This window comes from Marivirga sp. (genome assembly GCF_024636815.1).
GTDB lineage: Bacteria > Bacteroidota > Bacteroidia > Cytophagales > Cyclobacteriaceae > Marivirga.
This window is the reverse complement of the sequence record NZ_JAGXGF010000105.1, coordinates 1-26,994: the sequence shown is the minus strand read 5'-3', so window position 1 is coordinate 26,994 and position 26,994 is coordinate 1. Positions and strand designations below refer to the sequence as shown.

The 26,994-nt window shown below is 34.2% G+C and carries 26 protein-coding genes and 1 pseudogene; 8 read left to right on the top strand and 19 right to left on the bottom strand.

Going from position 1 to position 26,994, the window contains the following annotated elements:
* Nucleotides 1-17: 17 nt before the first annotated feature.
* The 5 genes from Q0L29_RS08210 to Q0L29_RS08190 all read right to left on the bottom strand — a co-directional run bounded on the left by Q0L29_RS08210 (nucleotide 18) and on the right by Q0L29_RS08190 (nucleotide 6,965).
* Entirely contained in the window at nucleotides 18-710 is a 693-nt protein-coding gene (locus tag Q0L29_RS08210; protein ID WP_296620711.1) for a hypothetical protein, read from the bottom strand.
* Between the two features lie 173 nt (nucleotides 711-883).
* A complete protein-coding gene (locus Q0L29_RS08205) occupies nucleotides 884-2,017 on the bottom strand; it encodes a DUF4221 family protein (RefSeq protein WP_296620710.1) in 1,134 nt (377 codons plus the stop codon).
* Between the two features lie 131 nt (nucleotides 2,018-2,148).
* On the bottom strand, nucleotides 2,149-2,853 hold the full coding sequence (locus Q0L29_RS08200) for a hypothetical protein (RefSeq protein WP_296620709.1): 705 nt from the start codon (nucleotides 2,851-2,853) through the stop codon (nucleotides 2,149-2,151).
* Nucleotides 2,854-3,047: 194 nt separating this feature from the next.
* A complete protein-coding gene (locus Q0L29_RS08195) occupies nucleotides 3,048-3,770 on the bottom strand; it encodes a 1-acyl-sn-glycerol-3-phosphate acyltransferase (RefSeq protein WP_296620707.1) in 723 nt (240 codons plus the stop codon).
* Nucleotides 3,771-4,124: 354 nt separating this feature from the next.
* The gene (locus tag Q0L29_RS08190) at nucleotides 4,125-6,965 is read right to left on the bottom strand and encodes a CHAT domain-containing protein (protein ID WP_296620705.1); all 2,841 of its coding nucleotides are present in this window, start codon (nucleotides 6,963-6,965) and stop codon (nucleotides 4,125-4,127) included.
* Between the two features lie 128 nt (nucleotides 6,966-7,093).
* Between Q0L29_RS08190 and Q0L29_RS08185 the strand changes: the two genes are divergently transcribed.
* From Q0L29_RS08185 to xseA, 4 genes are all read left to right on the top strand, one after another.
* Nucleotides 7,094-7,444, top strand: a complete 351-nt coding sequence (locus tag Q0L29_RS08185; RefSeq protein WP_296620703.1) for a DUF202 domain-containing protein — start codon at nucleotides 7,094-7,096, stop codon at nucleotides 7,442-7,444.
* A 73-nt stretch (nucleotides 7,445-7,517) separates the two neighbouring features.
* Nucleotides 7,518-8,441, top strand: coding sequence for a universal stress protein (locus Q0L29_RS08180; RefSeq protein WP_296620701.1), 924 nt, complete (start codon nucleotides 7,518-7,520; stop codon nucleotides 8,439-8,441).
* A complete protein-coding gene (locus Q0L29_RS08175; protein ID WP_296620699.1) occupies nucleotides 8,441-8,617 on the top strand; it encodes a hypothetical protein in 177 nt (58 codons plus the stop codon). Before Q0L29_RS08180 ends, Q0L29_RS08175 begins: the two co-directional genes overlap by 1 nt.
* On the top strand, nucleotides 8,617-9,861 hold the full coding sequence (gene xseA, locus Q0L29_RS08170; RefSeq protein ID WP_296620698.1) for an exodeoxyribonuclease VII large subunit: 1,245 nt from the start codon (nucleotides 8,617-8,619) through the stop codon (nucleotides 9,859-9,861). The genes Q0L29_RS08175 and xseA overlap by 1 nt, the downstream gene beginning before the upstream one ends.
* A gap of 214 nt (nucleotides 9,862-10,075) precedes the next feature.
* On the opposite strand, the gene Q0L29_RS08165 is transcribed toward xseA, so the two are convergent.
* Entirely contained in the window at nucleotides 10,076-10,858 is a 783-nt protein-coding gene (locus Q0L29_RS08165; RefSeq protein ID WP_296620696.1) for a TIGR02757 family protein, read from the bottom strand.
* A 2-nt stretch (nucleotides 10,859-10,860) separates the two neighbouring features.
* Entirely contained in the window at nucleotides 10,861-12,369 is a 1,509-nt protein-coding gene (locus Q0L29_RS08160; RefSeq protein WP_296620694.1) for a LysM peptidoglycan-binding domain-containing protein, read from the bottom strand.
* Nucleotides 12,370-12,792: 423 nt separating this feature from the next.
* Here Q0L29_RS08160 and Q0L29_RS08155 point away from each other — a divergent pair, with 423 nt between their 5' ends.
* Genes Q0L29_RS08155 through Q0L29_RS08145 form a run of 3 tightly spaced genes read left to right on the top strand, consistent with a single transcriptional unit; the run spans nucleotide 12,793 to nucleotide 15,563 of the window.
* Nucleotides 12,793-14,139, top strand: a complete 1,347-nt coding sequence (locus tag Q0L29_RS08155; protein WP_296620692.1) for an NfeD family protein — start codon at nucleotides 12,793-12,795, stop codon at nucleotides 14,137-14,139.
* Between the two features lie 6 nt (nucleotides 14,140-14,145).
* Entirely contained in the window at nucleotides 14,146-14,886 is a 741-nt protein-coding gene (gene kdsB / locus Q0L29_RS08150; protein ID WP_296620690.1) for a 3-deoxy-manno-octulosonate cytidylyltransferase, read from the top strand.
* Nucleotides 14,883-15,563, top strand: coding sequence for a nitroreductase family protein (locus Q0L29_RS08145; protein ID WP_296620689.1), 681 nt, complete (start codon nucleotides 14,883-14,885; stop codon nucleotides 15,561-15,563). Before kdsB ends, Q0L29_RS08145 begins: the two co-directional genes overlap by 4 nt.
* On the opposite strand, the gene Q0L29_RS08140 is transcribed toward Q0L29_RS08145, so the two are convergent.
* The 8 genes from Q0L29_RS08140 to Q0L29_RS08105 form a co-directional block, all read right to left on the bottom strand.
* Nucleotides 15,560-15,985 (bottom strand): hypothetical protein, encoded by a 426-nt coding sequence (locus Q0L29_RS08140; protein WP_296620687.1) that lies wholly within the window; start codon nucleotides 15,983-15,985, stop codon nucleotides 15,560-15,562. The two genes, Q0L29_RS08145 and Q0L29_RS08140, sit on opposite strands and share 4 nt — an antisense overlap.
* Nucleotides 15,985-16,410: a hypothetical protein gene (locus Q0L29_RS08135; protein WP_296620685.1), complete on the bottom strand. Its 426-nt coding sequence runs from the start codon at nucleotides 16,408-16,410 to the stop codon at nucleotides 15,985-15,987. Before Q0L29_RS08135 ends, Q0L29_RS08140 begins: the two co-directional genes overlap by 1 nt.
* 19 nt (nucleotides 16,411-16,429) lie before the next feature.
* On the bottom strand, nucleotides 16,430-17,026 hold the full coding sequence (gene hisIE, locus Q0L29_RS08130) for a bifunctional phosphoribosyl-AMP cyclohydrolase/phosphoribosyl-ATP diphosphatase HisIE (protein WP_296620683.1): 597 nt from the start codon (nucleotides 17,024-17,026) through the stop codon (nucleotides 16,430-16,432).
* 25 nt (nucleotides 17,027-17,051) lie between these two features.
* Entirely contained in the window at nucleotides 17,052-17,807 is a 756-nt protein-coding gene (gene hisF / locus Q0L29_RS08125; protein ID WP_296620681.1) for an imidazole glycerol phosphate synthase subunit HisF, read from the bottom strand.
* A gap of 1 nt (nucleotide 17,808) precedes the next feature.
* On the bottom strand, nucleotides 17,809-18,525 hold the full coding sequence (gene hisA, locus Q0L29_RS08120; protein WP_296620680.1) for a 1-(5-phosphoribosyl)-5-[(5-phosphoribosylamino)methylideneamino]imidazole-4-carboxamide isomerase: 717 nt from the start codon (nucleotides 18,523-18,525) through the stop codon (nucleotides 17,809-17,811).
* A 4-nt stretch (nucleotides 18,526-18,529) separates the two neighbouring features.
* Nucleotides 18,530-19,114 carry an imidazole glycerol phosphate synthase subunit HisH gene (gene hisH / locus Q0L29_RS08115; protein WP_296620676.1) on the bottom strand — a complete coding sequence of 195 codons (585 nt, stop codon included), beginning with the start codon at nucleotides 19,112-19,114 and terminating at the stop codon, nucleotides 18,530-18,532.
* Between the two features lie 9 nt (nucleotides 19,115-19,123).
* Entirely contained in the window at nucleotides 19,124-19,459 is a 336-nt protein-coding gene (locus Q0L29_RS08110; RefSeq protein WP_296620674.1) for a TraR/DksA C4-type zinc finger protein, read from the bottom strand.
* Between the two features lie 378 nt (nucleotides 19,460-19,837).
* Entirely contained in the window at nucleotides 19,838-20,776 is a 939-nt protein-coding gene (locus tag Q0L29_RS08105) for an outer membrane beta-barrel protein (protein ID WP_296620672.1), read from the bottom strand.
* A 281-nt stretch (nucleotides 20,777-21,057) separates the two neighbouring features.
* Between Q0L29_RS08105 and Q0L29_RS08100 the strand changes: the two genes are divergently transcribed.
* Nucleotides 21,058-21,945, top strand: a complete 888-nt coding sequence (locus Q0L29_RS08100) for a phosphatase (protein ID WP_296620670.1) — start codon at nucleotides 21,058-21,060, stop codon at nucleotides 21,943-21,945.
* A gap of 14 nt (nucleotides 21,946-21,959) precedes the next feature.
* Here Q0L29_RS08100 and Q0L29_RS08095 read toward each other — a convergent pair whose 3' ends face one another.
* The 4 genes and pseudogenes from Q0L29_RS08095 to Q0L29_RS08080 all read right to left on the bottom strand — a co-directional run.
* Nucleotides 21,960-23,867: an ATP-dependent DNA helicase RecQ gene (locus tag Q0L29_RS08095; RefSeq protein ID WP_296620668.1), complete on the bottom strand. Its 1,908-nt coding sequence runs from the start codon at nucleotides 23,865-23,867 to the stop codon at nucleotides 21,960-21,962.
* Nucleotides 23,868-23,902: 35 nt separating this feature from the next.
* The gene (locus tag Q0L29_RS08090) at nucleotides 23,903-24,676 is read right to left on the bottom strand and encodes an enoyl-CoA hydratase-related protein (RefSeq protein ID WP_296620666.1); all 774 of its coding nucleotides are present in this window, start codon (nucleotides 24,674-24,676) and stop codon (nucleotides 23,903-23,905) included.
* Nucleotides 24,677-24,679: 3 nt separating this feature from the next.
* Nucleotides 24,680-26,797: a ComEC/Rec2 family competence protein gene (locus tag Q0L29_RS08085; RefSeq protein ID WP_296620664.1), complete on the bottom strand. Its 2,118-nt coding sequence runs from the start codon at nucleotides 26,795-26,797 to the stop codon at nucleotides 24,680-24,682.
* A gap of 74 nt (nucleotides 26,798-26,871) precedes the next feature.
* A pseudogene (locus tag Q0L29_RS08080) lies at nucleotides 26,872-26,994 on the bottom strand (IS982 family transposase); the annotation flags it as partial.

Below are 26,994 nucleotides of genomic sequence, written 5' to 3'. Positions count from 1 at the left end.
AGAAGAATCAAGAGCTATTAATTAATCTCCATTAAAACCGTATAACTGTTTAATTTTCCATTTTTATCATATTGCTCACTTCTGACAACACCAACATTTTTAGCTATCCATTCCACGTTTTTGGTTTCTCGAGTCATCATCATATCTAATTTTATAATAGAATTAATCTTATAAGTATCATAGGTTCCTGCAGGGACTTGAATCTCTTCCTTAGCCATTACTTTCCTATCTTGGATTTTAATTTCCATATTCATTTGCATCGGGCCTGCAATAGTCATTTTAACCCCACCATCTTCCAGATATTGACCAACTTCCAGATTTTCAGGAATGGTAATGGCTTCAAATTCCATTTCCATATCCATGCTCTTAAAGCTTTCCATAGTTTCTTCGGGTATGTATTTGGACATATCCATTTCCACCACCCCATCTTTACAAGTAAATTCCACTTCTTTCTCCATCACCACTTTATCTTTTTTATCATAAGAAATAAGCATCACATTAGCAGTAAGCCTACCATCCTCTTCCTCTGTCAGCGATAAAACCTCATAGCTTTGTTTGCCTTGATATTTATCTTTGGCGTTATAATTGGCTGAAGTCCATTTTCTACCTTCTTCCAATAAGAAATAAGGATTACAATCTGATTGTGAGAGTGATTTGAATGGGATAGATAAAATAAAAATTAATGCCAGTCCTTTCAGTAAGTTTTTCATAATTCGGTGGTTTAGTTTTTACCAAATTACAATTTTATCTTGATAGTGGCAATAATGTTTAAGTTGTGGAAATTTTAATTTATAGGTTTTTGACACAAGCGAAACGTTTGCGCCAGTTGTGAGATGGTCGGTATGCCACCGATCTTATGGAATCTATAAAATCTAAAGAATTATTACTCAGGCTGAACATCAATTAGCATATAAGAAAAGAAATAACCTCTTGAGGACATTAACTGAAAATACAATCCTTCTTTGGTTACTTTGTAGGTATTTTGGTATACCTTATCATTAGGAAGGTTTACTTCCTCTACAACTTTAAATTGATTATCTATAATTTGTAAAAAATATTCATTCTCATTTTTTGTTTCATTTTTAACTCTGATAACACGATAATATAAATCTCGATACTTATCATAAGTAATAGGGTGGTATGTGTTACTCCTAATAGAACTTTTCATGATATCTCTTAAACCACCATTTTGATTGATTTCTACAACAGATTCTATCTTGGCAGATTTTACCTCATTAGCACTTATGGAATTATCATTAAAATCATAGACGTAAATAGTCGAATGATTAGGGAATGAGTAAACCAACCGGTCTTCCAACTCTATAATGGATGGTTTGTCCAAAATTCCATAATTAATGCCAGACCTAAATAATTCGGGATAAGGTAAATTGGGTTCAATTTCTACGGATTTTGTATCAAAATTTAATTTACAGAAAAGTGGAGCTGTATAAAACTCAGGTGTATTCGCTTCTAAATTTACTGGAAATAGTCTCATATAAACCGATTTTTTATCATGAGACAATTCCATTTTTACTGTATAGCTTATCGTAATACTTCCATTTATTACGTAATCATTACTTAGATCTTCAGCCAAATTCGAATAATTAAATCTATCTAAAATCTTCCCTTTATGATTGATAGTAATCCATTCTTGTGATGGTTTTAGAAAAATCTCATCTTCTGTTACAAATAATTTAGAAATCGTCTTAATTCTATTAGGCCCATCTCTTTCTAATTTGATTGTTTGTTTGGTTTCTTTATTGTTGAGATCGATGAATTGCAAAGAGTGATCAAAGTGATTATAGCCAACAAATAAATTTTGCTCATCCAGAATATCATAATTTACATAATAGTCTAGAAATTCAGGAGAGATTTTAAATTTAACAGTATCTATATTGATTTTGTAGGCAATATTGCTTGTTTCATTACTTTTACAACCTATAAATAGGAAATATGTTAAAACTAATAGTAAGCACTTACCTAAAGTTGAAAAAATAAAATTTAGTTTAATTCCCATTGAATAATTGTTTTTTAATAAACCTGGAACAAACTAAAAGTTTCCAGTTAAGATAATGAGTTGGAAGAGAGCCTTATTAAATTCAATAAATAAGTAAACTTAAAATATTTCTAATGCCACCGTCAAATACATTATTGATCAAATTCTAAATTATATTTTTGTGTCTCATGCCTGGGGACAGAAATTGTATCGTAGTCGTATATATAGGTAGAGTCATTTATAACAGTTGTTTTTACTAAAAAAATTGGTACCTCTGCAGCGACATCTATCTTATGCATAAATTCACTTTTGCTGGAACTCCAAGAAAGACTGTACCCACTTGCATGCTCAAAATTCACACCTAAAGGGAACAAAATACTTAGTAAATAATAATTTTCTACATTTTCAAACTCTTCAAATTCAATAATCAATTTAGTATTATATGGCATTACATAGTCTATAACTAATATGCTATCATTATTTAACTGGGGCAAACTAAATTGATGAAAGTCTTTATCGGGTAATTTGAAATAGTCTTCGTTATTTTCAATAATAACTTCGTAATGCCCTTCATTTTCAGCTTTAAACTTCAACAAATAGGAACCACTATCATCAGTCTTAGTGATGGCTAAAATTTTTGACTTAATAAAATTTCCTACTACATAATCGTACCATCTCACTTTCAAGGTCACATTTTTTACTGGTTCATTTCCGTCCCCAGTAAAAATATGCCCCACGACTACAGCACAATCACCCTTACACTCGGGCTTAAATATTGTTTCTCTGATTTCGCAAGAAATAAAAGTGGAAAGAAATATAACTAAAATCAGAAAGCTTAAAACAGGTCGACACATCATGAATTGTATATGACTAAGATACAGAATTATACTAAAATTACCACCTGAAAAAGATAACGAATTAAGCTAACAACCGGAAAAAAATACATATTTGAAATTTTCAGGCTCAAAGAAATGCTTAATAAAGTATTTACAAGAACCAATGAACAAGTTCAAAAAGAATACTAAATTTATTATAAAATTAAATTGGCTTCTTATTTTAGAAGTTCTGCCTGCATTACCTCTACTATTTTTGCCTTCAAATAAGGTAAATCTTTTTGATTCATCCCTTCGGTAATAATTGGCTCCAGCACCTTAACATTTACGGTACCTGGCTTCATTAGGAAACTACTGGGCTTCATCAGTTTAGCTGCACCTTTTATCACAACTGGCAAAATTGGGGCTTGTGCATCTATGGCTATTCTAAAAGCTCCATCATAAAAGCCTTGAAGTGGCTTATCCGTTCGGTTCATAGTACCTTCAGGAAATACCAAAATAGAATTTTCGTTTTCCAGTACTTCATTCAATCGGTCTTTACTTTTTTGTCTGCTTCGAGGATTAGATCTGTCCACTACTTCAGTAATAGTCTTAATTATTATTCCAAAAATCGGAATCTTAGTCAATTCCTTTTTTGCTAAAGCTTTAAAAGGAGCATCAATTGCCTGAGGAATGGCAGGCGTATCTAGAAATGAGGTGTGATTAGAGATAATCACATAATTCTGACCTTTTTTGAAGTGTCCCTTTCCTTCAACTTTATAAATGATACGATTAAAAAAGCTAAACAGAAAAGACCATAATCGAATAGCTTTAAAGCTTAACTTACTCCCTTTTTTTGAAATTAGTGATGGAATTATGAATACAGGAAAAAGGATGATCATGAAAACATGAAAAACCAGTAGTGCCCAAATGGTATAGATGAATTGGAAAAATTTCAGCATTTATTCTGTAATAAAATTATTATTTGTAAGAACAAAGATGCTGAAATTTCCTGTTTTAGGCTTAATTTTATTGGAAATATATGGCTAGACACTAATAAACAAAGATATCTACCATTTTATCTAGAGCTACCAACACCCCTATAATCCCCTCCAGGGGATAGTTCTCAAAGATTTATATCACCAAAAATGAACAAGTTTTATCACATTTTTCGAAACTTATAAAAAAATGGAATAGTATTAAATTAAAAAGTCATTGCAAATCGGTGCGACTCCCCCCTTGAGGGGGGCGAAGGGGGGGGGGTGTCCTAGTTGACCCGACATTACAAATTGAGCATTTTTACTCATCCTAAAAATTCACCTACTAAACATTATAAAAGCTCCCCAGTAGTAAGGGTGTTTATATTCGTTTAGCATTGCCAATTGTGCTGATCTAAAAGCATCTGGTATGGCTTTACCTTGTACATTTTCCCTGTAAAATCCTGACATTAATTTTTGAGTGGCGGTATCATCAACTTTCCATAAACTCATAACCAGTGATTCAGCACCTGCCACAATAAAGGCTCTTTGTAGACCATAAACGCCCTCTCCCGCTTTCACATCTCCTTTACCCGTTTCACAAGCAGAAAGCACTACCATCTCTGTATTATTCAAATTTAGATTTATGGCCTCGTATGCGGAGAAAAATCCATTATCACTCTGATTAAAAGATTGTGAACTTCCTGAACTTTCTTCTGCCCCAGCACCGGTCAACAATAAGCCTGAACGCAACAGTGGATTTTGTCTTATATACTGCAACTGCACCCCGAACAAATTGTCATTTGCTTGTTTATCCTCTAAAAAGTAACCGTGGCTTGCCAAATGCAAATATTTAGGAGATTGAACTTGCTTTAAATTCGATTCATTGGCTTCGTTGCTTAGGTATTTTTGCATTTTCATGCTAGGCGAAAGGTATTTTGAAATTTCCTGTATTTCTTTTCTCGTGCCTGGCAATTGCGCAATACTTTGACTATTAAAGTTAGGATCTCCCATTAAGAAGGCTGTTTGCTGGCCAGCAGATTGAGCTGATTTTTCAAATAATATATCATTTGGATGACCGATATAGCGAATATCATGATCTTGAATCAAATATTTTCCATTCGGCTGTTGCAAGGTATTCATATTGACCTGATTGTAAATTCCATCGGGAGAAATATATATTCTGCTCGCATTACCAATTTCATTTTCTAAACTCTTCCAATATTGAGCATAGGAATAATCATCTTTCATTTTTTGATTGATGACATTATTGTAATATGAATAATATCTGTTTTCTAATAGATTTCCTTCTTTATTAATAATAATGCTAGGTTTTTCCTGCCCCTTCTTCAATATCACATAAGCATAGGCATTTTTAGAAGTCAATTGCTTATCATAAATCGGATATTGTACAATTTCAACTATCACCTGACCTGTTTTCAACTTATTAAAAAGAGCTTTATAATCCGTATTTCTACCTTCATAAGCACTTGAAAAGGCTTCTGATTTAACAGACAATTCCCTTTCAGTTTGATTGGTAGCATTCTCCAGAGAATCTACATTGAGTGACTGTTCTTTAATTTCTTCATCACTTAAAGCATAAGCATTGGCCAGTTGCTGTTTTTGATCCAACCATTGCTCATAAAGCGCGGTCAATTCCTCATCATTTTGGCTAAAAATAGCATTTCTTAAAGCTGTAGAAGCACTTAATAGAATCCCCTTGGTAGATAATCTGTAGCGCATAAAATCTTCTAACAACTCTGGATATTCCTGATGATTTTCTAAAGCAAAATTATAGAATCGGAAGAATCGTGGTTTCAGTTGTTCCCAATATTTCGTTTTTTCAGCCTCACTTAATGCAGGGAAATAATCTTTTATAAATTCCTTACTAGTTTCCATCACTCTTTTAAAGTAACTATTCGCTGATTCTATCTGGCCATTAGCCCAAAACCATAGAGCCAAATCTTCCTGGCTTTTCACAACCTTAGGATGTGTTTTGGATAATTTTCTTTCTCGGGTATATAGTGCTGATTGCAATAATGGCTCAGCTTTTTCATTCTCACCTAAAAAGCGGTATAGATTACCTAAATCGGATTGAGTACCTGCTGTAGTCAAATGTTCTGCTCCGAACTTATCCTGATATATTTCCAATGCCAGCTTTAAAGCCTCTTCCGCTTTATCATACTCGCCCTTTTCTACATACAATGCCGCAATGTTGGATTTCATATGGGCATAGTCAGGGTCATTTTTAGCATTAAGTTTTAATCTACTTTCCTGTAAATCGAGTACTTGCTGGAACGTATTTTCTGCAGTTTCTAAATCTCCATTTTCCTGTTCTAGAATAGCTTTATTAGTCAAAAATTGAAGATATGTACTGTTTTTCTCTGTCAAACTTTCTTTAGCAATATCTGAGCACTCTCTCATCAAACCCAAAGCCTCATCTACCCTACCCATATATTGATTTAAAATAGCTTCATTATTTAGGTAGATAGCATAAGGAAGCATTTCATTTTCCTTTTCCGCATTCAGTTTTCTTCCCAGTTGTTGGATAATTCTTTCTGCTTCAATAAAATTTCCCAAATTAATTTGAAGCACCGCATAATTATTTAATTCGGCCAAATATCCTATACTTTCTTCTCCTTGCAGTTTTTCCCAACCTTCTAAAGCTTTTTGAGTAAATTCTTCTGCCTTAGTATAACGACCCATATCACTATAGAGCAAACCTAATAAGCCAATGCTTTTTAAATAATTGGGCTCATTAGTGCCGGAAATTTGTTCATATTTAAGTTTAGCCAACTTCAAATTTGTTTCCGCCATGAATTGATTGCCCATATTATAATTTAGGCGGCCAAAATCATATATATCACGAGCGGCCTCCAAATCAGTCTGGGGTTCATCATCTCGTAAAAGGAAATTCGCTGTCTTGATTAAGCCTTCTCCCTTTTGTTGATTTTCAAATGATTCTGTTTTATCCAAAAATGCGATAGCATAGTTGAAAGAAAGTGTATCATAACTCTCTCGTTTTTCTTCCGTTTTTTCAACTAATTTATCTTTCACTAACTTTTCTGCTTGCTTTTTCAGAACATTTCCAACTCCAAACTGTGCGATGGATTTTTGCGTGAACAAGAATAATGAAAGAAAGAAAAAAATTCTGACAATTACTTTTAAGAAAAATGACATGGCTAAAAATTAGTTTTGTTTTTGTTAATGCTAATAAAAATGAACAATTTTCATAAAAATAAGTAAAATAATTAGTGATATATCCATAATCAAACTCAAGAAGTTTAATTTCTGACCAATTTTTTAATATGATGAAAAAAATAAGAATGCCTAAGATAGTTCCTGATTACAAAAACAGGGAAAAAATTATCTTAAGAGACTTTTTAGCTTTAGAGAGAACTACATTAGCAAACGAAAGGACACTCTTTGCCTATATCCGAACAAGTCTATATTTAATCTTAGGTGGAATAGCCTTTTTGAAAATGGAGAGTTTGCAAACAATACAATGGTTAGCCTATTTATCATTTGGTATAAGTTTTCTCATGATCGTTTATGGTTTGATTCGTTATTTCAAACTTAAACGTAAGCTTCAAAAATTTTACCACGAAGATCAAATGCTTGCTTTTGAAGAAGAAAAGGAAAAACAAGAAGCTGAGTGATTTTTATTGCATTTTTTAATTAGTTTAGATATTAGTGTTTGTACCTTTGTAACCGAATTCAGATTATACCCTTATGTACCCAATAAAAAAAGTAATAATAGGATTAGATTTAAGTGAGTTAGATCAAACTATGGTGGAGTTTGCAGATTTCTTAGCCAATGCTCCGGCCGTAGAAGATATTTATTTTGTAAATGTTATTAAAAACCTATATGTTCCTAAAGAAGTACTGAAAGAGTTTCCCGATATGGTGGAAAATGCCATCAAAGAAAGGAAAACCGAAATGGAAAAAAAGGTAGCAAAATTTTCAACTGGAGAACATAATACTAAGTTCCACTTTAATGTTTTAAATGGAAAGATTGCCGATAGTATATTGAAATTCACGAAAGAAAAGGATATAGATCTTATCGTGATGGGCAGAAGGGAGAAAGCAAATGAGAGCGGTGCACTTTCTCAAAGATTGGCTAGAAGAGCAGCATGTAGCTTATTAATTATCCCTGAGGGCACTAGTCCAAAGATGGATAGAATATTGGTTCCGAGCGATTTTTCTGACTATTCAAAGTTAGCTTTGGAAGAAGCTATCAACATTGCTCGTAGTAATCAAAACGCTACTGAAATCACCATTCAAAACGTATTTACAGTCCCTACCGGATATCATTATACTGGAAAATCTTTTGAGGAATTTACGGAAGTAATGCGGAAAAATGCGGTGAAAAATTACAAGAAGTTTATTAGCAAAATTGATACAAAAGAAATCAAAATAAATGCGGTTTATTCTCAAGATACAAATGAGGATGTTACAACAGACATGGTTGAAAAAGCCCACGAATTAAATGCTAATGCTATAATCATTGGTGCAAAAGGCAGAACTTCTACTACAGCTTTTTTCTTAGGAAGCATAGCAGAAAGATTAATACAACTAGACAATGACATTCCATTAATGATTGTCAGACCAAAAGGAAAAAATGCAGGCTTTCTGGAATTTCTAAAAGAATTATAATGCGTAAAACCATAGAGAAATTTTACGATTGGCTTTTTGCAGATAAAGAAAGTGAGGAAGAAGTTCCCTATGCCAACAAGCGTTTCATGTTTTGGTTTTCTATTGTTAGTTTCTCCATAGTACTTTTTTTTATCATAAAGGATGTAGTTAAGAACATTCAAAACGTGCAACCATAATGCAGCACATTTCTCTAACAGACCTCAATTTATTAATTAAAGATACGCTTAATACTCAGTTGGAACCTTCCTATTGGGTAGTAGCAGAAATTGGTGAGTTAAGAGAAGCACGGAACGGACATTGCTATATTGAATTTGTTGAAAAAGATGAAGAAAGCAATCAATTGCTTTCCAAGAGTAGAGCCACCATATGGTCTTATAGTTACAGAAGCATAAGTGCCTGGTTTCAATCCATCACCGGAGAAAACTTGAAAGCAGGCATGACGGTTTTGGCAAATGTCCAAATACAATTTCATGAGGTATATGGCTTAAGTCTTAACGTAAAAGATATTGACCCTAATTTCACCTTGGGCGAAAGGGCGAGAAAAAAACAAGAGATTATTGCTCAACTAAAAGAAGATGGCGTTTTTGATATGAACAAAAGCCATACTTTGCCTTTGGTTCCTCAGCGCATTGCCATCATCAGTGCTGAATCTGCAGCGGGTTATGGTGATTTTATGAATCAAATCTTAGATAACGATTACCACTATAAATTGCATAGCAAACTATTCGTAGCCACTATGCAGGGAGATAAAGCTGCTCAGACCATTATTTCGGCCTTACATCAAATCCATGAGCAGATGAAAAATTTTGATGCAGTCGTTCTAATTCGTGGTGGTGGAGCTCAGGTGGATTTGGATTGCTTTGATGATTATGAGCTAGCTTCTCATATTGCACAATTTCCTCTGCCAGTTTTTACGGGGATTGGTCACGAAAGGGATGAAACTATTTGTGATTTAGTATCACATTCTAAATTAAAAACTCCGACTGCTGTTGCTGAATTTTTAATCAGAGGCATGAGGATTTATGAAGAAAAAATTAACCTTGCAGCACAGAACATCCTAGCTCACCTCAACCAAAAAGTAGAAAAAGAGCAACACAAACTGAGTGACAGAAAACACTCCATGCGCTATGCCTTAAAAAAGCATTTTAATAAAGCTGAAAACCATTTAAGTCGTTATCAGCAGAAGTTGCAATATGATGTTCGAAAAAACCTCCAAAACACAAATCAGAAGTTAGAGATTTACGAAAAAACACTGGAATTAATCAATCCGGAAACAGTTTTCAAAAAAGGCTATTCCTATACAAGCTTGAACGGTAAAAGCATCATGGGGCAAAAGCTTAAAAAAGGAGATGAACTGAAGACTATTACCGCTAAGCAGGATGTTAAAAGTACAGTAGAATCTACTGGAAAAAGAGATTAGATAATGCAAAAAACAGCTTAAGGCTACTCATTTTAACCACAAAGTTCCTCTAAGGATTTCACAAAGAACACGAAGGAATAGCCTAAGGCTATTTAAATTTTACAACTTAGTGGAACTTAGTGAAAAGCATCGTGTCCTTTGTGGTTAGTATATAAATCTGTTTGTTAATTGCATTGAAATCTAAATCACTAATTATCAAATTATTAATTACTAATTATTTACCGTATCCCTCCGTAATCCCAAGCCCAAAAAGTGCAAAATCATATTTCACAGGATCATTAGCATCCATTTTCCTTAAGGTCTTGGTTAATTCTTCAGCGGTTTGCCAATCGGTTTGCTTTCTTTGGATTAAACCTAGTTTTCGAGCTACTCTGTCAACATGCAAATCGCAAGGACAAATTAAATCAGCAGGTTTAATTTTTTGCCAAATTCCAAAATCTACACCTCTATCATCTTGCCTAACCATCCACCTCAAGAACATATTGATCCTTTTACAGGCTGACTTTCGATCAGGAGTAGCGATATGCTTGCGTGTTCTCTGGGGAGCGATTTCGGATGAGAAAAAGAAATGATGAAAAGCCATGATACTTTGTTTCATGAATTCAGTATCAGAAGATTTCCCTAACAGAAAGGCATCTTCCAGGCTCTCATGTTTTTGATAAAATTCTTTAAAGAAATGAATGAAATAAAGGGTGTCTATATCGTTAAAAGTTCTATGCTTGAAATGCATCAAATCATTTAAATCATTTTCAGAATGATTTAATACAAACTCATGTGGGCTGTTGCCCATCATAGCCATCAACTCCTTGCATTTATTGATGATGGTTTTTCGCTGACCCCAAGCTAGAATAGAAGCAAAAAAAGCAGAAATTTCTATATCCTGCTTTTTAGTAAATAAATGTGGAATACTGACTGGATCCTCCGCAATAAAATCTGGACGGTTATACAAGTCGTACTTTTCATCCAATAAGGATTTTACTTCCTCAAAATGCTTCATTTTTAATCTTTCAGAGGAAGGTAGCTAATTTCAACAGGGAATTTATAATCCACGCCACCTAGCTTTTCAAATGCTTTTTTAGATATTCTTATGATCACTTTTTCATCTACTCCAGTGTTAGGCAATTTACCAAGAACTCTTACAAAAACGATTTGGTCATTCAGATCATTTCTGACTTGCATGATAGTGCCTATCTTAGCTGTTCTATGTAATGCTAAATATTTCTCCGTACCTTCTGAGCCTTCAATTACTTCTGCAACCCCCTTTTCCTTAATCTTATCAATCTTAGGCATCTCATCCTCTTCTACAGTGAAGTACGCCTTGGTATCCTGCTTTTGTGGATTTTCAGATAGATTTGGTTTAGCATCATCAAAAACAGGTTGTTCCTCCTTTTTTTCTTCAATTTCTATATCTGACATCAAAGCATCAGGATTTTGTATATATAATTTCTGACCTAAACTCAATTGATAATTATTTAGACTATTCCATTTTCTAAGATCTTCTACTTCCACCCCATATTTATCTGATAGACTATATAATGTTTCTCCAGACTCAACAGTATGGATTCTTGATTTGTCAACTTCATTTGACTCTCTTTCTTTATTAGAATCTATATCAGCGGATTTTTCTTCTTCTACTTCTGGCGGTACGATTTTGATAACTTCACCCCCGAAAAATGGTTCTTTAAATTTATTCCATTCTTTAAGTTTAGCCTCCTTTACTCCGTACATATTTGCCACTTTTCGATAGGTTTCGCCTTTTTTGGCATTATGAAAAGTTTGAACACTTGGCGTTTGATATTCAGCTTCTGGCTCTTCTTCTTTTTCCTCCTCTTCTTTTACTTCAGGACTCTTGGCTTTTATAATTAGTTTTTGACCAACTGCAATATTATTATCTTTTAAATCATTAAGTTTAATGATTTCGCTTTGCGTAACACCATATTGATTGGAAAGACTATAAATAGTTTCTCCAAGATCAACAACATGAGTAATTTGCTCTTTATTTTCAGCTTTTTCGACTACTTCATTTTCCTTTTTATCAGAAGGGTAAGTACCTGGATTACTTATCCATAACTTTTGACCGATATTTAAATTGGAAGACTGCAAATCATTCCATTTCATGATATCACCTTGACTTACGTTATATTGCCTTGAAATAGAATAAATGGTTTCTCCTGCTTCAACAGTATGTTGCTTTCCATTAAATTTTGGGGTGGAAGTTCCAGCAGCAGATGTAAATTCTTCTTCTTTATAGGGAATTAAAAGCTCACGACCAATTTGATCAATTTTATAACCATCTTTTTCCTGAGGGTTCACCTCTTGTATTTCTGCTACGGAAACATGGTAGCGTTTCCCTAATGAATAAAGGGTTTCTCTGGGCTCTAATTTATGTATAATGTATTTTTCTCCGTCTATAACTTTAATCCCCACAGAATCAATAGCGATAGCATTTGCTTTAAATGAGGTGATTATTAAGAAAAATAGACAGATGAATGAAATTTTTATCTTCATGCTTTTTTAAGATATCCGATTGCTGTACAAAAATGGTTATTATGTAATGATAAGTAAAATAAAACTGAATTTTAATTCACAAATCAATAAAGAAAACGTGAATATGATTTACGGATTATAAAACCAGGTGTTTAAAATAATTTTAAATCTGGAAATTTTATGAACCCCATCAATTCTCATCTATTTTTTTTAGCTAAAAATGAATCTGACATAATAAGTAGTAGTTAAATAGATGAAAATCTGACTTGTTTTTCACTATATTTTTAAGCGAAAACATTAAAAAGATGGAATAATTCATATTGGAGAAATTAAAATCAAATTAAATCCCTTATTATGACAGTTTTGTAGAAAAATTGCAAAATGTCATAGCTTATTATTGTTGCTTAAATACTATTCTCTTAAATTCATGCATAATTTTTATAAATGAAAAAAGCAGCCTTAATTTTATTTATACTTGGTTTATTTCAAATTCCACTTTTTGCTGATTCCACAGATGTAAAGCAGGAAGTTTTCATAATGGAAATAAAGGATCAAATTGATGCCAGAACCAAGAGATATGTCGATTTAGCACTTCAGGAAGCTAAAGAAAGAAATTCCTCTCATATTATAATTGAAATGAATACTTATGGTGGAGCACTCTATGATGCTGATGAAATCCGTTCTGCGCTCTTGAATTTAGATATTCCTGTTTATGTTTTCATAGATAATAATGCCGCATCAGCTGGTGCATTAATTTCAATTGCTTGTGATAGTATTTATATGGCACCGGGTGGTAGTATTGGTGCTGCGACTGTAGTAAACCAAACAGGAGAAGCTGCCCCTGATAAATACCAATCCTATATGCGTTCGATAATGCGCTCCACTGCCGAAGCTTCAGGAAGAAATCCTAGAATTGCAGAGGCTATGGTAGATGAAAAAATTGAAATAGAAGGAATCACCAAAGCTGGAGAAGTTATTACATTCTCAACTTCAGAAGCTATAGAAAACGGATTTTGTGAGGGACAATTTAACAGTACCACAGAATTACTAACTTATCTAAAGTTAGATAATGCTACAGTTCATCGCTATGAGGTAAGTAACACCGAAGCCATAATTTCATTTTTCATCAACCCATTCATAAGTGGAATATTAATTCTTATCATTATAGGAGGAATATATTTTGAATTACAGACACCGGGAGTTGGCTTTCCTATCATGGCTTCAATTGTAGCCTTAGTACTTTACTTAGTACCGTATTATTTAAATGGTTTAGCAGAAAATTGGGAGATATTAGCATTTATAATAGGACTAGTTTTAATAGCAATTGAAGTTTTTGTTATTCCAGGGTTTGGCATATTTGGAATTTTAGGACTTATCCTAACATTAGGATCCTTGGTATTCATGATGTTGAATAATGAAATGTTTGATTTTGAATTTGTGCCAAGTGAAAATATTACTAGAGCCTTACTCACGACATTAACAGGATTATTTGGAAGCATAATTTTGATGTTTATTGGAGGAGTACGTTTAACAAACAGCAAATTTTTCAAAAGAGTCGCTTTGCAGGGAGTTCAATCAAAAACGGAAGGGTACTCCTCGCGCTTTATTGCGGCAGGAATGGCTGGTAAAACCGGAGAAGTATTTTCAGTACTTCGACCAAGCGGAAAAGTTGAAATAGATGGAGAACTTTATGATGCGCATACAAGAGGTGAGTATTTGGAACAAGGAGAGAAAATAGTTGTAGTTGATGAAAGTGGAACGAGTTTAAAGGTTAAAAAAGCTGATAACTAAGAAAATATGGACATAATTGGAATTATCCCTGCAAGATATGCCTCAACCAGATTTCCTGGGAAACCACTAGTTGACATTGGTGGAAAAACCATGATCCAAAGAGTGGTAGAACAGTGCAAAAAAAGCAGTGCACTAAAAAAAGTGATAGTCGCCACGGATGATGACAGGATTTTCGATCACGTAAAAGAATTAGGTCATGAGGTTTATATGACGAGCCCTGAGCATAAAAATGGAACTGAAAGATGCCATGAAGCTTTAAAATTAGATGGTGGAAGTTATGATTTCGCTATCAATATTCAAGGAGATGAACCATTTATAGACCCAGAACAAATTGAGCTTTTAGCCAGCGTACTCAATAGAAAAACAGAAATAGCCACCCTAATTAAAAATATTGATAATTTAGAGGATTTACAAAATCCTAATGTAATTAAAGCCCTTAAAGCTGATAGTGGATTGGCTTTGTATTTCTCTCGATCACCTATTCCTCATATGCGAAACATTCCTACAGAGGATTGGATGAGGAATCATCAACATTACAAACACATTGGAATTTATGCCTATAGGGTAGATATTTTAGCAAAGCTTGTAACCCTTAGCCCTACTCCTTTAGAACTAGCTGAGTCTTTAGAGCAACTGCGCTGGATAGAAAATGGATACCGAATAAGAACAGCCATTACTCCTATAGAAACAATCGGAATTGATGCTCCTGAGGACGTAGAAAAAGCCTTAAAAGAAATGCAATTATGAAGGAAAAGTTAATAAATGGACATCCTCATATTCAACTAACTCATGATAATCCTGATATTGATATTTTAAGATTGAGAAGTGAGGATTTCTATTTATCAATGAATAAAAGAAGATCCGTTCGTGATTTTTCTAGTCAAAATATTCCCAAAGAAGTTATAGAAAACATTATTAAAACTGCTGCAACAGCCCCATCGGGTGCTCATAAGCAACCCTGGACCTTTTGTATTATTTCTAACCCTGATATAAAAAAGAAAATTAGAGCAGCGGCTGAAAAAGAAGAATTCGAAAGCTATCAAAGCCGTATGAGCGAACAGTGGTTAAAAGATTTGGAACCCATCGGCACAGACTGGAGAAAACCATTTCTGGAAACTGTTCCCTATATCATAGTGGTCTTTAAAAAGATTTATGATGAGGAAGAAGGTCAAAAGAAAACCAATTATTACGTAAATGAATCAGTAGGAATTGCATGTGGTTTTTTAATATCCGCTATACATCAAGCTGGATTGGCAACACTAACTCATACACCAAGCCCAATGAATTTCTTATCTGAGATTCTGGAAAGACCCAAAAACGAAAGGCCTTATTTGTTATTACCGCTTGGCTATCCAGCTGAAGAAACATATGTCCCAAAGCTTAAGAGAAAAGATTTGGATGAGATGGCTAAGTTTTATAGTTAAGGGGAAATTATTACTTTCTGCTCTCCTTCTACGAGTTGAATATGACAACAATCTTTCCCAATAGTCATTTTATGTTCCACCACTTTTTTACCATCCATCAAACCAAAGAAAATAACTTCATTCCCATCAAAACTCAAGTCTTTCATTTGTCCGTCTGTGGCTACTGGGTAAACACCATCCTTTAGTTGATATACATCATCAGGGATTTCAACTTTTTCTCCATCTATTTCACTATAGAATTCATCTAAAACAATTGCTTCTCCCTCATTATTCTTTATTTCTAAATCAATAATCTTAAATTCCATAGTGCAGATGACATCAGGAGGACAAGGATTTTCTTTTTGATCTTTGGTTTTGGAATTTTTATCTTGACAAGTTGCCGCCATAGAAATAAAGCAAAATATAAATAATAGATTTTTCATTACTCTTCAATTACAATTTTATCTTCTCCTTCAATTAAAATAACATGGCAACAATCATGTCCAATGACCATCTGATGTTCCACTAAATTCTTTCCATCCTTCTCTCCTACAAAAATAAGTGTAGTGCCTTCCCGCTTCAGTTCATCTAGTTCACTGTCCGTAATGACAGGATATATTCCATTTCCTTTCTGAACATCATTCAATTCAAATTCAAACTTTTTTCTTGAATCATGAAAGGTATAAAAGTCATCTAAAATCACAGGGTTACCGTCTGGAGTAGTAATTTCAAGTGAAATTGATCTGAATTCCTCAGTACAAATTCTGGTTTCTAAATTGCAGTCATCATTGCTAAGCTCCTCCTCTTTACATGAAAAGAAAGAAATTGCTGCAAATGCAAAAAATATTTGTAAATAACTGAATTTCATGACATTCTATATTTCCCTATTAACGATGTCTGTCCTCTAATATTTTCACCACATCCTGTAATTTATAACCTTTCGCTTGTAATAATATTAAGTAGTGAAATAATAGATCTGCAGATTCATTTAAAAATAACTCCTCATTATCATCTTTGGCTTCAATAACTACCTCAACCGCTTCTTCTCCTACTTTTTGTGCAATTTTATTGATCCCTTTATCGAATAAACTTTTCACGTAAGACTTTTCACTATCTCCGTTCTTACGTCCCTCAATTACAGTCTCCAGTTGATTAATAAATCCTATACCTTGATTTTTCTCATCCCAGCATGTATCAGCACCAGTATGACAAGTAGGCCCATCTGGTTTGGCTTTAATCAAAAAAGTATCCTGATCACAATCCAATGAAATATCCACCAGATGAAGAAAATTTGATGACGACTCTCCTTTTGTCCACAGTCTTTGTTTGGACCTGCTATAAAAAGTAACCTTTCCGCTTGATTGGGTTTTCTCTAGTGCTTCCTCATTCATATAGCCTAACATTAAAACTTTTCCTGTGATGGAATCTTGAATGACTGCTGGTAGTAAACCATTTTCACCTTTTGAAAAATCGGGTTTTCGCATAATTGATATTATTAAAATCTAAAGATTAGATTCTTGTAGGTATATTATTATTTTTTAAAAAAGCTTTTAACTCGGGTATCCCTATTTCTTTGAAATGAAATATACTGGCAGCCAAAGCCGCATCAGATTTCCCGTTTGTAAAGGTATCACAAAAATGTTGCATATTCCCTGCACCACCAGAAGCAATCACCGGCACATTTACTAATGAAGAGATTTTTGACATCAGTTCATCTGCAAAGCCTGATTTAGTACCATCATGATCCATAGAAGTCAATAAAATCTCACCAGCACCTAATTCAACCGCTTTTTTTATCCAATCTTCTGTTTCCAGCTCAGTAGGTTTCGATCCACCATGTGTATGCACAATATTCTTATCGCCCACTCTTCTGGAGTCCACTGCCACTACTATGCACTGAGAACCAAATTCATCGGCCATTTCTTTGATAATTTTTGGATTTCGAACTGCAGCAGAATTAATTGATACTTTATCCGCTCCTGCTGCCAAAAGCACTGAAACATCTTCTACAGTGCTAATACCCCCACCTACAGTGAAAGGAATATTAATGGCTTCTGCTACTTTTTCTACGAGCTCCACCAATGTTTTTCGCTTTTCATTAGTGGCGGTTATATCCAAAAACACCAATTCATCAGCTCCTTCTTCAGCATAAATTTTAGCCAACTCAACAGGATCACCGGCATCTCTTAATTCTACAAAATTAACACCTTTAACAGTGCGACCATTTTTTATATCTAAACAAGGAATTATTCTTTTTGTAAGCATACTATTGAAACTGCTTTAAATCTGATAAGTTTATTCTCTTCTCATATATAGCCTTACCCACTATGGCACCGTAAACATTCATATCTTCCAAGATCTGTAGGTCTTCTAATTTACTTACTCCTCCACTGGCTATGAGTTTGATATTTGGAAATCTATCTAAGATATCCTGATATAATTGATTGGAAGTACCTTGCAAAGCTCCGTCTTTTGAAACATCAGTGCATATCACATATTTCAACCCCTTCGCTAAATAGTGCTCTAAGAAATCAAAAATATGTTTTTCTGAGCTTTCCTGCCATCCATGAATCGCTATATGCTCCCCTTTCACATCAGCACCCAGAATTATCTTTTCACCGCCAAATTCCTCAATCCATTCAGTAAAAAGCGCTTCATTTTTGACTGCAATACTTCCTCCTGTAATTTGATTGGCACCTGCATCAAATACAGCTTTCAAATCTTCAGTACTTTGAACTCCCCCACCAAAATCAATCGTTAAATTAGTATTGTTGGCTATAGATTTCAGCACATCCAAATTCACTACCTTCTTCGCCTTTGCACCATCTAAATCGACCAAATGCAGTCTTTCAATTCCGGCAGCTTCAAATTCCTTGGCTACTTCCAAAGGATTATCGTTGTATTCTGTTTTTTGATTGTAATCACCTTTGGTAAGGCGAACACATTTTCCATCTATTATATCTATGGCTGGTATTATATGCATAATCTTATAATTCGAATAAAAAATTCTTTAAAAACTGTTCCCCAGCCTCTGCACTCTTCTCGGGATGTGGCTGAATAGCATAGAAATTGTCCTTATGAAGAACATTGCTAAACGGCAACATATATTCTGTTTCAGAAATTGTTTGATCACATAGTTCGGCATAATATGAATGAACAAAATAGAAATAAGCAGGTGACTGTATTCCATTAAAAATAATATCTTCTGATAAGCTTCCTATATTCCATCCCATATGAGGGACTTTTAATTCATTAGGAAACTTTTTAACATTTGCATCAAAAACCCCAAGACATTCCGTATCACCTTCTTCCGAGTGGCTACATAGTAATTGTAAGCCTAAGCAAATACCTAAAAAAGGATTTTCTATAGATTGAATAACCTTATCCAATTCCCTTTCCTTTAAATATTTCATAGCAGATTTCGCTTCTCCCTGACCAGGAAAAATTACTCGATCTGCATTTAAAATTTCATCAGGATTATCAGTTAGGTTTCCTTCTAAGCCTAATCTCTTTAATGCCAGCATCACTGATTTAATGTTGCCTGCATTATATTTAATAACTGCTACTTGCATGTGTGTATTCTAAAGATTTGCACATTTAATACATCTTGAACTGGAAGGCATTAACAATAATCTATTGATATTGATTTCGTTGCCGCAGCGTGAGCATTTGCCAAATTTTGGTGAGTCATATATTGAAAGCCATCTTTTTAACCCGTTCAATTCGCTTTCTGCTTTTTGAATTTGAGATTCACTAATTGCTTTATTGTTAATATAATCCATTCGGCTTAACCTACCTACCGCATTATCCAATCCTTGAGGCTTACTGGCCTCTTTCAATTCCTTAATGGTAGCATCCAATTCTAACAATTTAGCTTCCATTTTTTCTTTTAATTGTATTCTTTCTTTTTCAGTCATAGCTCTATTTTCATCACTAAAAACCGCAAGTTACTAATTGTATTCCTAACCTATGATAATATTATGATGAAGCTCATAATTTATTTTTTAATAGGTAATAACTTTTTTTAATTTCCTTATATAAAGTATAGATACGTGCAATTTTTAGATACAATAAAGTTAACAATTATGATTATTAAATGGAATATTGATTCAATGCACCGTAAAAAACAACTTAACTCGGATTATAGAACAATCAACAAAAAAAATGGTTAACCTGGAACGCCTTAAAAGAAGTGGTATTAGTAGTAGAGGGACGATGTGAAATTACAATTGAGCGTTAAAGGAATACGGTCATAAAATAAAAAGGGCTGATTTTAAATCAGCCCTTTTTATTTTTTATCTTCTATTACCAAAATTGAATAGTCCACCCCTACCTCTTTGAGGTCTAATATTATAGCGTTTTCCACCGACTCCGAATATCTTATTTAAGAATTCTCCTTGTATATAAAACTCTGCCCTTACATTCACGATAAAATAATGATCATTATTCTCAGGATTACCTCTGATTTCACCTCTACCAGTAGGGTCAGACAATGCTAAAGCAGTTACATCCTCTGGATTATTTAAGTCAAATAAAGCTCTATCAGGATAACCTCTTCCACTCACATCGTCTAAATAATCTGTAAAAGTAATTCTATTACTCACTTGGGCTGTTAAATCTATAAAATCTGTCACTTTTACTCTTACCCCTACTCCAACGGGAATAACAAAAGCAAAACGTCCATAGGAGTTTGGTCTTTCTGTTTGATATTGTCGTAAAGAAACCATTTCACCAGCTCTAGGAACTGCCATTAAGGTATCTCCAGCTTCGTCCCTCAAAAATTCAGGTACCTCAGCTCTTGGGTCAAAAAGTAAAACTCCTACACCTGCAATTAAATAAGGATTAATTGTTTTTCTTTGAGTAAAACGATTAGCCATTGGAAAAAGTGAAACAGAAGCTGTTGCACTTAATTCAAGGTTATTAGACACAAATGATAGCCCTCTAGATCTTGTATTCAATTCTGGATCGATATCCTGATCATCTCCAGAAAGCTGAAAAGCCATTAAATTAACACCTGCACTTACCCTATTGGTAAAACGGTATTGCAAACCACCAACAATGTTCAGCTTAGTATCAAAATAAGAGCCAGGATTAGTTAAATCACCCAAACTTCTAGCATAACCCAAACCTCCAGTGGCCATCCACCTTCTGTTAATTCGGTTAGAATAGAAGCTTTGAGCAAAAAGTTCTGCCCCAAGCATTAAAAGTATCGATATAAGAAGAGCTCTTTTCATGTGTATTTTATAGGCCTTTTAATTGCCACTGGAATCTTCCATTAAAAATTCAACTTCGCGCCTCCCGACAATATCGGGAGTGAATGTAAAATTCGAATCTAAATTTTTAATGTTGATTTCATAATAATCTACCAATAACAAATATAATTATTTTTTTAGAATATAACATAAAGGTTGAACATAATCCTATTAAAATTCAAAAACGTAAAAATTTTTCGATCAAAAAAGTATTTTGTTTTATATAATAACTACAATTCAATCTAATTTTTGTTTTTTTGGGTATGTTAAAACTAGCTGCCATTGACATTGGTTCCAATGCCATCAGAATACAATTAACCAGAGTAACTCTTTATCAAGGGAATATAACATTTAAACGACTCGAATATGTTCGTTTTCCTTTACGCTTAGGGCAAGATGTTTTCACTACTGGAAGGATAAGTGAGCAATCAAAAGTCAAATTCCTAAAGTTAATGCAGGCCTTTAAAATATTGATCGACCTTTACGAAGTGGATGATTATATGGGTTGCGCTACTTCAGCTATGCGAGAAGCAGAAAACGGAAAATATTTAATTGACCAAGTTAAAGCAGAATTAGATTTAGAAATTGAAATCATAGATGGCGATAAAGAAGCAGATATGATCAATAAAGCTATATTTCCCTATATGGATGATAAAGCTTATTTACATATTGATGTTGGAGGCGGGAGCACTGAATTCAATTTTTATAAAAACAATGAAAAACTATCATCAAAATCTTTCCGAATTGGTTCGGTAAGACACTTAGAAACAGATAGCTCACACCATATGTGGGACGAAATGAAGAATTGGATTGAGCAAAAGGTAATAAGACAATCAGTTAAAATTCATGCCATAGGAACGGGTGGAAATATTAATAAAGTACAGGACTTAGCTGGAAAAAAAGCTGGTAAGCCTATTAGTTTGAAAAAGGTTAAGGAAACTCAAGCTTATATTAAAAGCTTTGACATGGATGAACGAATTAATAGGTTGCAACTAAACCCTGATAGAGCTGATGTCATTATTCCTGCTTTAGATATTTATATTAATGCAATGGTTTGGTCAAAATCACCAAGTATTATCGTTCCAGATAGCGGTCTAAAAGATGGGATTATGCAAGTTCTATATGCGAGGAATAAAGGGAAATTAAAATAAGCTAAAGCAAAAACTTATTCCACCAAACTTAACATTCCCATTTTATCTATTCTCAATAAGCCTTCATCATCAAGATTACGGACAGCTGTAATCACTTTTTCTTTGGCGTAACCTTCAATATTTTCTGAAAGTCGCTCGATGTTCAGATGAGAATCTTTGAGGATTTGTATTATTTTCTGCTCCAAATCTTTATCCTGATGCACTGATTTCTTTTCATTGAGGCAGACATCGCATACTCCACAGGCTTCTTCTTTATACTCACCGAAATATTGTAAAAGCTTTAACGTACGGCAGACTAAATCATTTTCAACATAATTCTTAACTGCCATTAGCTTCTCATATTTGCTTTTCTTCCGTTCCTCCAGCCGCCTTTTATTGAGTGGTAGTTTATTGGCATCATGGCGTGCTTCCAAAAAGGTTAATTGAGGAGAATCAGATTTTGGCGAATAGTCCATTACTCCTTCTTTATCTAAATAATTTAATTGCCTTACTATCTCTTGTGGACTCATTTCAGACATCTTAGCTATTTGCAGTTCATTTATGAAAATGACTTGCTGATACAGGTCACCTCCGTAAATTCTCAATACAGTTTTAATTAGCTTTTCAAATTTGGCGTTGGCAATTTCATAGGCATACAAATCTTTAAAATCCAGATTAATATGCAAGCCTGAAGGACGATAAAACTGTTCATTCAGCTGGATAAAGCCTTCTTCTTCTAAAACTTTTAATGCATGAAAAACAGGGTAAACCTCATAATTGTAATGCTGACAAAAATCCTGAATCTCAAAATTATAGCTCTGCATTTCTCCTGATCCAATAGCTATTTTGAAGTAATTCGCCAGCGACTGATAAAGCTTTTTAAGAAAATCAAATTCAGGATGAGCTAATTCATGCTTTTCTTCCATTTCCTTGAAATCCTGAGGATGATAAAGCGCCACTGCAAAAGCAGGCTTTTCATCACGCCCTGCTCGACCCGCTTCCTGATAATAGGATTCTAAATTATCTGGCAACTCCCAATGAATTACGGTGCGTACATCGGGTTTATCAATTCCCATCCCAAAAGCATTGGTCGCCACAATTATTCTTGCTTTGTCTTTCAACCAAGCATCTTGCTTTGCGTTTCGATCGGCTTGAGAGAGCCCCGCATGGTAGAAGTCTGCTGAGAAACCATTCTTTTGTAAAAGCTGAGCAATTTCTTTTGTACGTCTTCTGTTTCTTGCGTACACTACGGAAGTACCCCTTATTTTCCTTAAAATCTCAAAAAGCTTAGCTTCCTTATTTTCTACTTTTCTTACTGAATAAGAAAGATTATCACGCGCAAAACTCTTTTGAAAAAGCTTTCCATCTTTAAAATTTAGCTTCTCCTGTATATCTATTTTAACCTCCTCGGTTGCCGTTGCAGTTAAAGCTATACAGGGCAAATCAGGAAATAACTCTCTGAAGTTAGCAATCTCCAAATAAGGAGGCCGGAAATCGTAGCCCCACTGAGAAATACAATGTGCTTCATCTATGACCAAAAGATTAAGCTTCATTTTTTTACTTCTTTCCAGAAATAAATCCGTTTTCAATCGCTCGGGGGAAACGTATAGAAATTTATAAGCTCCATGGGCTGCATTATCCAGCAGAATATCAATTTCTCGGTAAGTCATACCAGAATAAATGGCAGCAGCAGGTATTTTTCTTTTTTTTAATTGCTCCACCTGATCTTTCATTAAAGCAATCAATGGGGAAATCACCAGGCATACACCATCACTCATCAAAGCAGGGACCTGAAAGCAAATTGATTTACCACCACCCGTTGGAAGCAAAGCCAAGGTATCTTTTCCTGCATTGATAGAATCAATAATATCCTCTTGCATACTTCTGAAGGCTTCATAGCCCCAGTACTTTTGGAGAACATCAATGGCTTTTGGGTTTTGCATGGAGTTTGAAAAGATATTTTATGAAATCCTATAATTTACCAACTAGGCGTCTCTTTATTCAAAAAGGCAGCTATGCCTTTTTTGCAATCTTCTGAAGCTCGGGCTTTGGCATTTTGCTCTGCTGCATATTGTAAACCTTCTTCCAGTCCTTTTTCTTGTACTTCCGCTATCATTTGCTTGGTAAATGCCATGGATTGACCAGAATTATTTTGAATCAATTGCTGCGCAAATTCATAAACAGTTTCTGAAAGCTTTTCAGCTTCTACCACTTCATTAACTAATCCCATTTTTTGGGCGTCAGCAGCTTCGTATAATTTTCCGGACAAAAGCAGTTCTTTAGATTTACCTTCCCCTATTTTTCTCAATAAAAACACTTTAACTATGGCAGGAATAAAACCAATTTTCACTTCCGTATAGCCAAATTTTGCATGCGGAACAGTATAAGAAAAATCGCAAACTGTAGCTAACCCGCAACCTCCAGCTAAAGCATGACCCTGAATTTCCGCTATCACCACTTTGGGATAAGTATAAATTTGATAGAATAACTCCTTCAAATGATTAGAGTCTTCTAAATTTTCTTCGTAAGTATTGCTCTGCAAACCTTGAATGTAAGCCAAATCGGCTCCAGCACAAAAAGCTTTCCCTTCTGCTCTGAGCACTATCACTTTTGCATTATCATCTTCTTTCAATTGAGCAAAAGCTTGTTTTAGCTCTCCTACAAATTCATAGCTAAGCGCATTTCTCTTTTCAGGTCGATTAAGAATGATGTAACCAATTCTGTCTTTAATTTCAATCTTAGTTAATTCCATAGTTTATAATTTCCATTCAAAAGCACCTTCTTCAGGCACTATGTAATAGTCTAAATTTTCCTCCTCAAATTTAGCTTTAAAGTTTTGAATGTTATAATAAGAATTGGATGCATCTATTACAATTTTCTTGGGACTGAAAAATTCAAGAAGCTTTTCAGACTTTTGCAAAGCATTATTGCTGATAATTAATAAATCTAGATCAATCGATTCTTTTAAAGTTAAATCTTCCTCTAATTCCTGATGCCAATGGACAATTCGCTTGTCCTGCCAAATGGCAAACTTCAATCCATGAAAATCTTCAAAAAGCTCTATTTGATTATCTGGTTCAAAACGATCAGGATGAAAATCGGCTATTCCTGCTTGCAATTGGCTCGGATACACGTGAAATCGAAGTTTACTTTTATCCTGAGCTAATTCTTCTTCAACTTTAAGATACTGTGAAAAACCATTTCTGATTGCCAAGGCATGATGCTTTCCAGTGTCATAAACTATCAATTTCTTCTCTTGAAAATTCTCATATTGACGCCAGCAAATACTGCTACTCATCAAAAAAAAGCTCAATACTGTCAATTTCAAGTAATTCAATTTCTTCTCAGAAATGAATAAGGCTATAAAAAAGATAGCTATGTAAATCAGCCAACTCTCTGGCGTATTTATAAAAACACCGTCAATGGTACTATTTGGAAGATAGTCCAAACTGAAAACCAAGTAGTTGATCAATTGAATAAAATAATCAATTAATAAACCTATCCATTCGGCTGCCCAATCCCAGAAGGAAATAATCAATAATAAAAGACTGCTGTTCAGAATGAAAAAAGCAGCTGGAATTACCACCAGATTAGATAAGAAAAAATAAGTCGGGAATTGATGAAAGTAAAGCAACGCTAAAGGTGCAGTGGCTAATTGTGCAGCTATAGAAACACAAGTAATTGCCCATATTTTATCCCATAAAACAAATCTAAATTGTAATAGCCCGTATAATTTGGGCTGAAAAAAGACAATCCCCAAAACTGCTAAATAGGATAACTGAAATCCAACTGAAAATAATAAAAAAGGATTAAAACTTAAAAGCACAAAAGCCGAAGCTGCCAATGTATTGTAAATATTTGTTTGCCGCTTCATAGCCTGAGCCAAAATGATGAAAGTGAACATCATAGCAGCTCTTTGCACTGATGGGGAAAGTCCTGTGATAAAAGCATAAGCCCATAAAACAGATATATTGGTTACGGCAAAAAAGATTCTGCCTCTTTTACGATTTTTCCATTTCTTCAGGAATGTAGATACAATCAGGAAAATAATTCCAACATGCAGACCGCTTACTGCTAAAACATGCATGGCGCCTGCAGCTGCATAAGCATTACGCAAGTCATTATCGAGTTCATCTTTAATTCCTAATGTTAAAGCTTTAGCTATGGCTAATGAGCGATCATTTTGGATGTGCTCATTCATGATTCTCTCCAGATATTGACTTGTTTTAATAGAGGAAGCCATAATTATATTTCCTTTCCCTTCATTCAGCTTTAGCCATTTTCCAGAAGTCACATATTGCTGATGGTAGATTTGGTCAAATCCTAAAAATCGCTTGTAGTTAAACTCCAATGGGTTTTTAGGGGGGTCCAATTCACCAAATCTTGATTTGACTAGCAATTGGTCTCCATACTTTAACTCTTCTGAAAGGCTATCCTTTTGGAAATACATCATGGCATTTCCATTATAAACTTGCCATTCCCCTTCAAGCATAATTTGTTGGACTTCTACTTTAAAGCCATGAGTTTTCTCAGTGTTTTTTCCTGCATTAATCAATATAGCTTCAAAAGCTTCAATCTCATTTGTATTTACTTTAAGTAAATGCTTTTCATCATGTTTTTCAGATTTCCAGAAGGCATTGAGATAGCCAAAAGAAAAGCAAATCAGAAAAGCTAAAAGAGCGAAGGAAACAGATTGAAAGGCAGGAAATTGATAGCCTCTAAAAAATTGAGAAGAGAGGTACAGAACCACCATTACACTGAATATCAGGACAATAATCTCATACATATCAGGAAGAAAAGTACCTGTGACTATTCCAAGAGACATGAATAGCACAAAACGAATAAAGGCATATCGGTTCCAGGCTTGTTGCATATACTAAAGTAAATAACAAGCAGGAATTAGCCAATTGCTTTTATTAAAAGTTTACTAATAACCTGAGTTCGATTTTAAAATAGGGCTATTTGATCAGTAAATTCGGTTTCATATTTTATTGACGGTTTTTTGGGGAAGAAACTATAAGCAATCAAGCCTGAAACAAGGTTGGTTATGAAGTTTTCAAATGAGCGGTG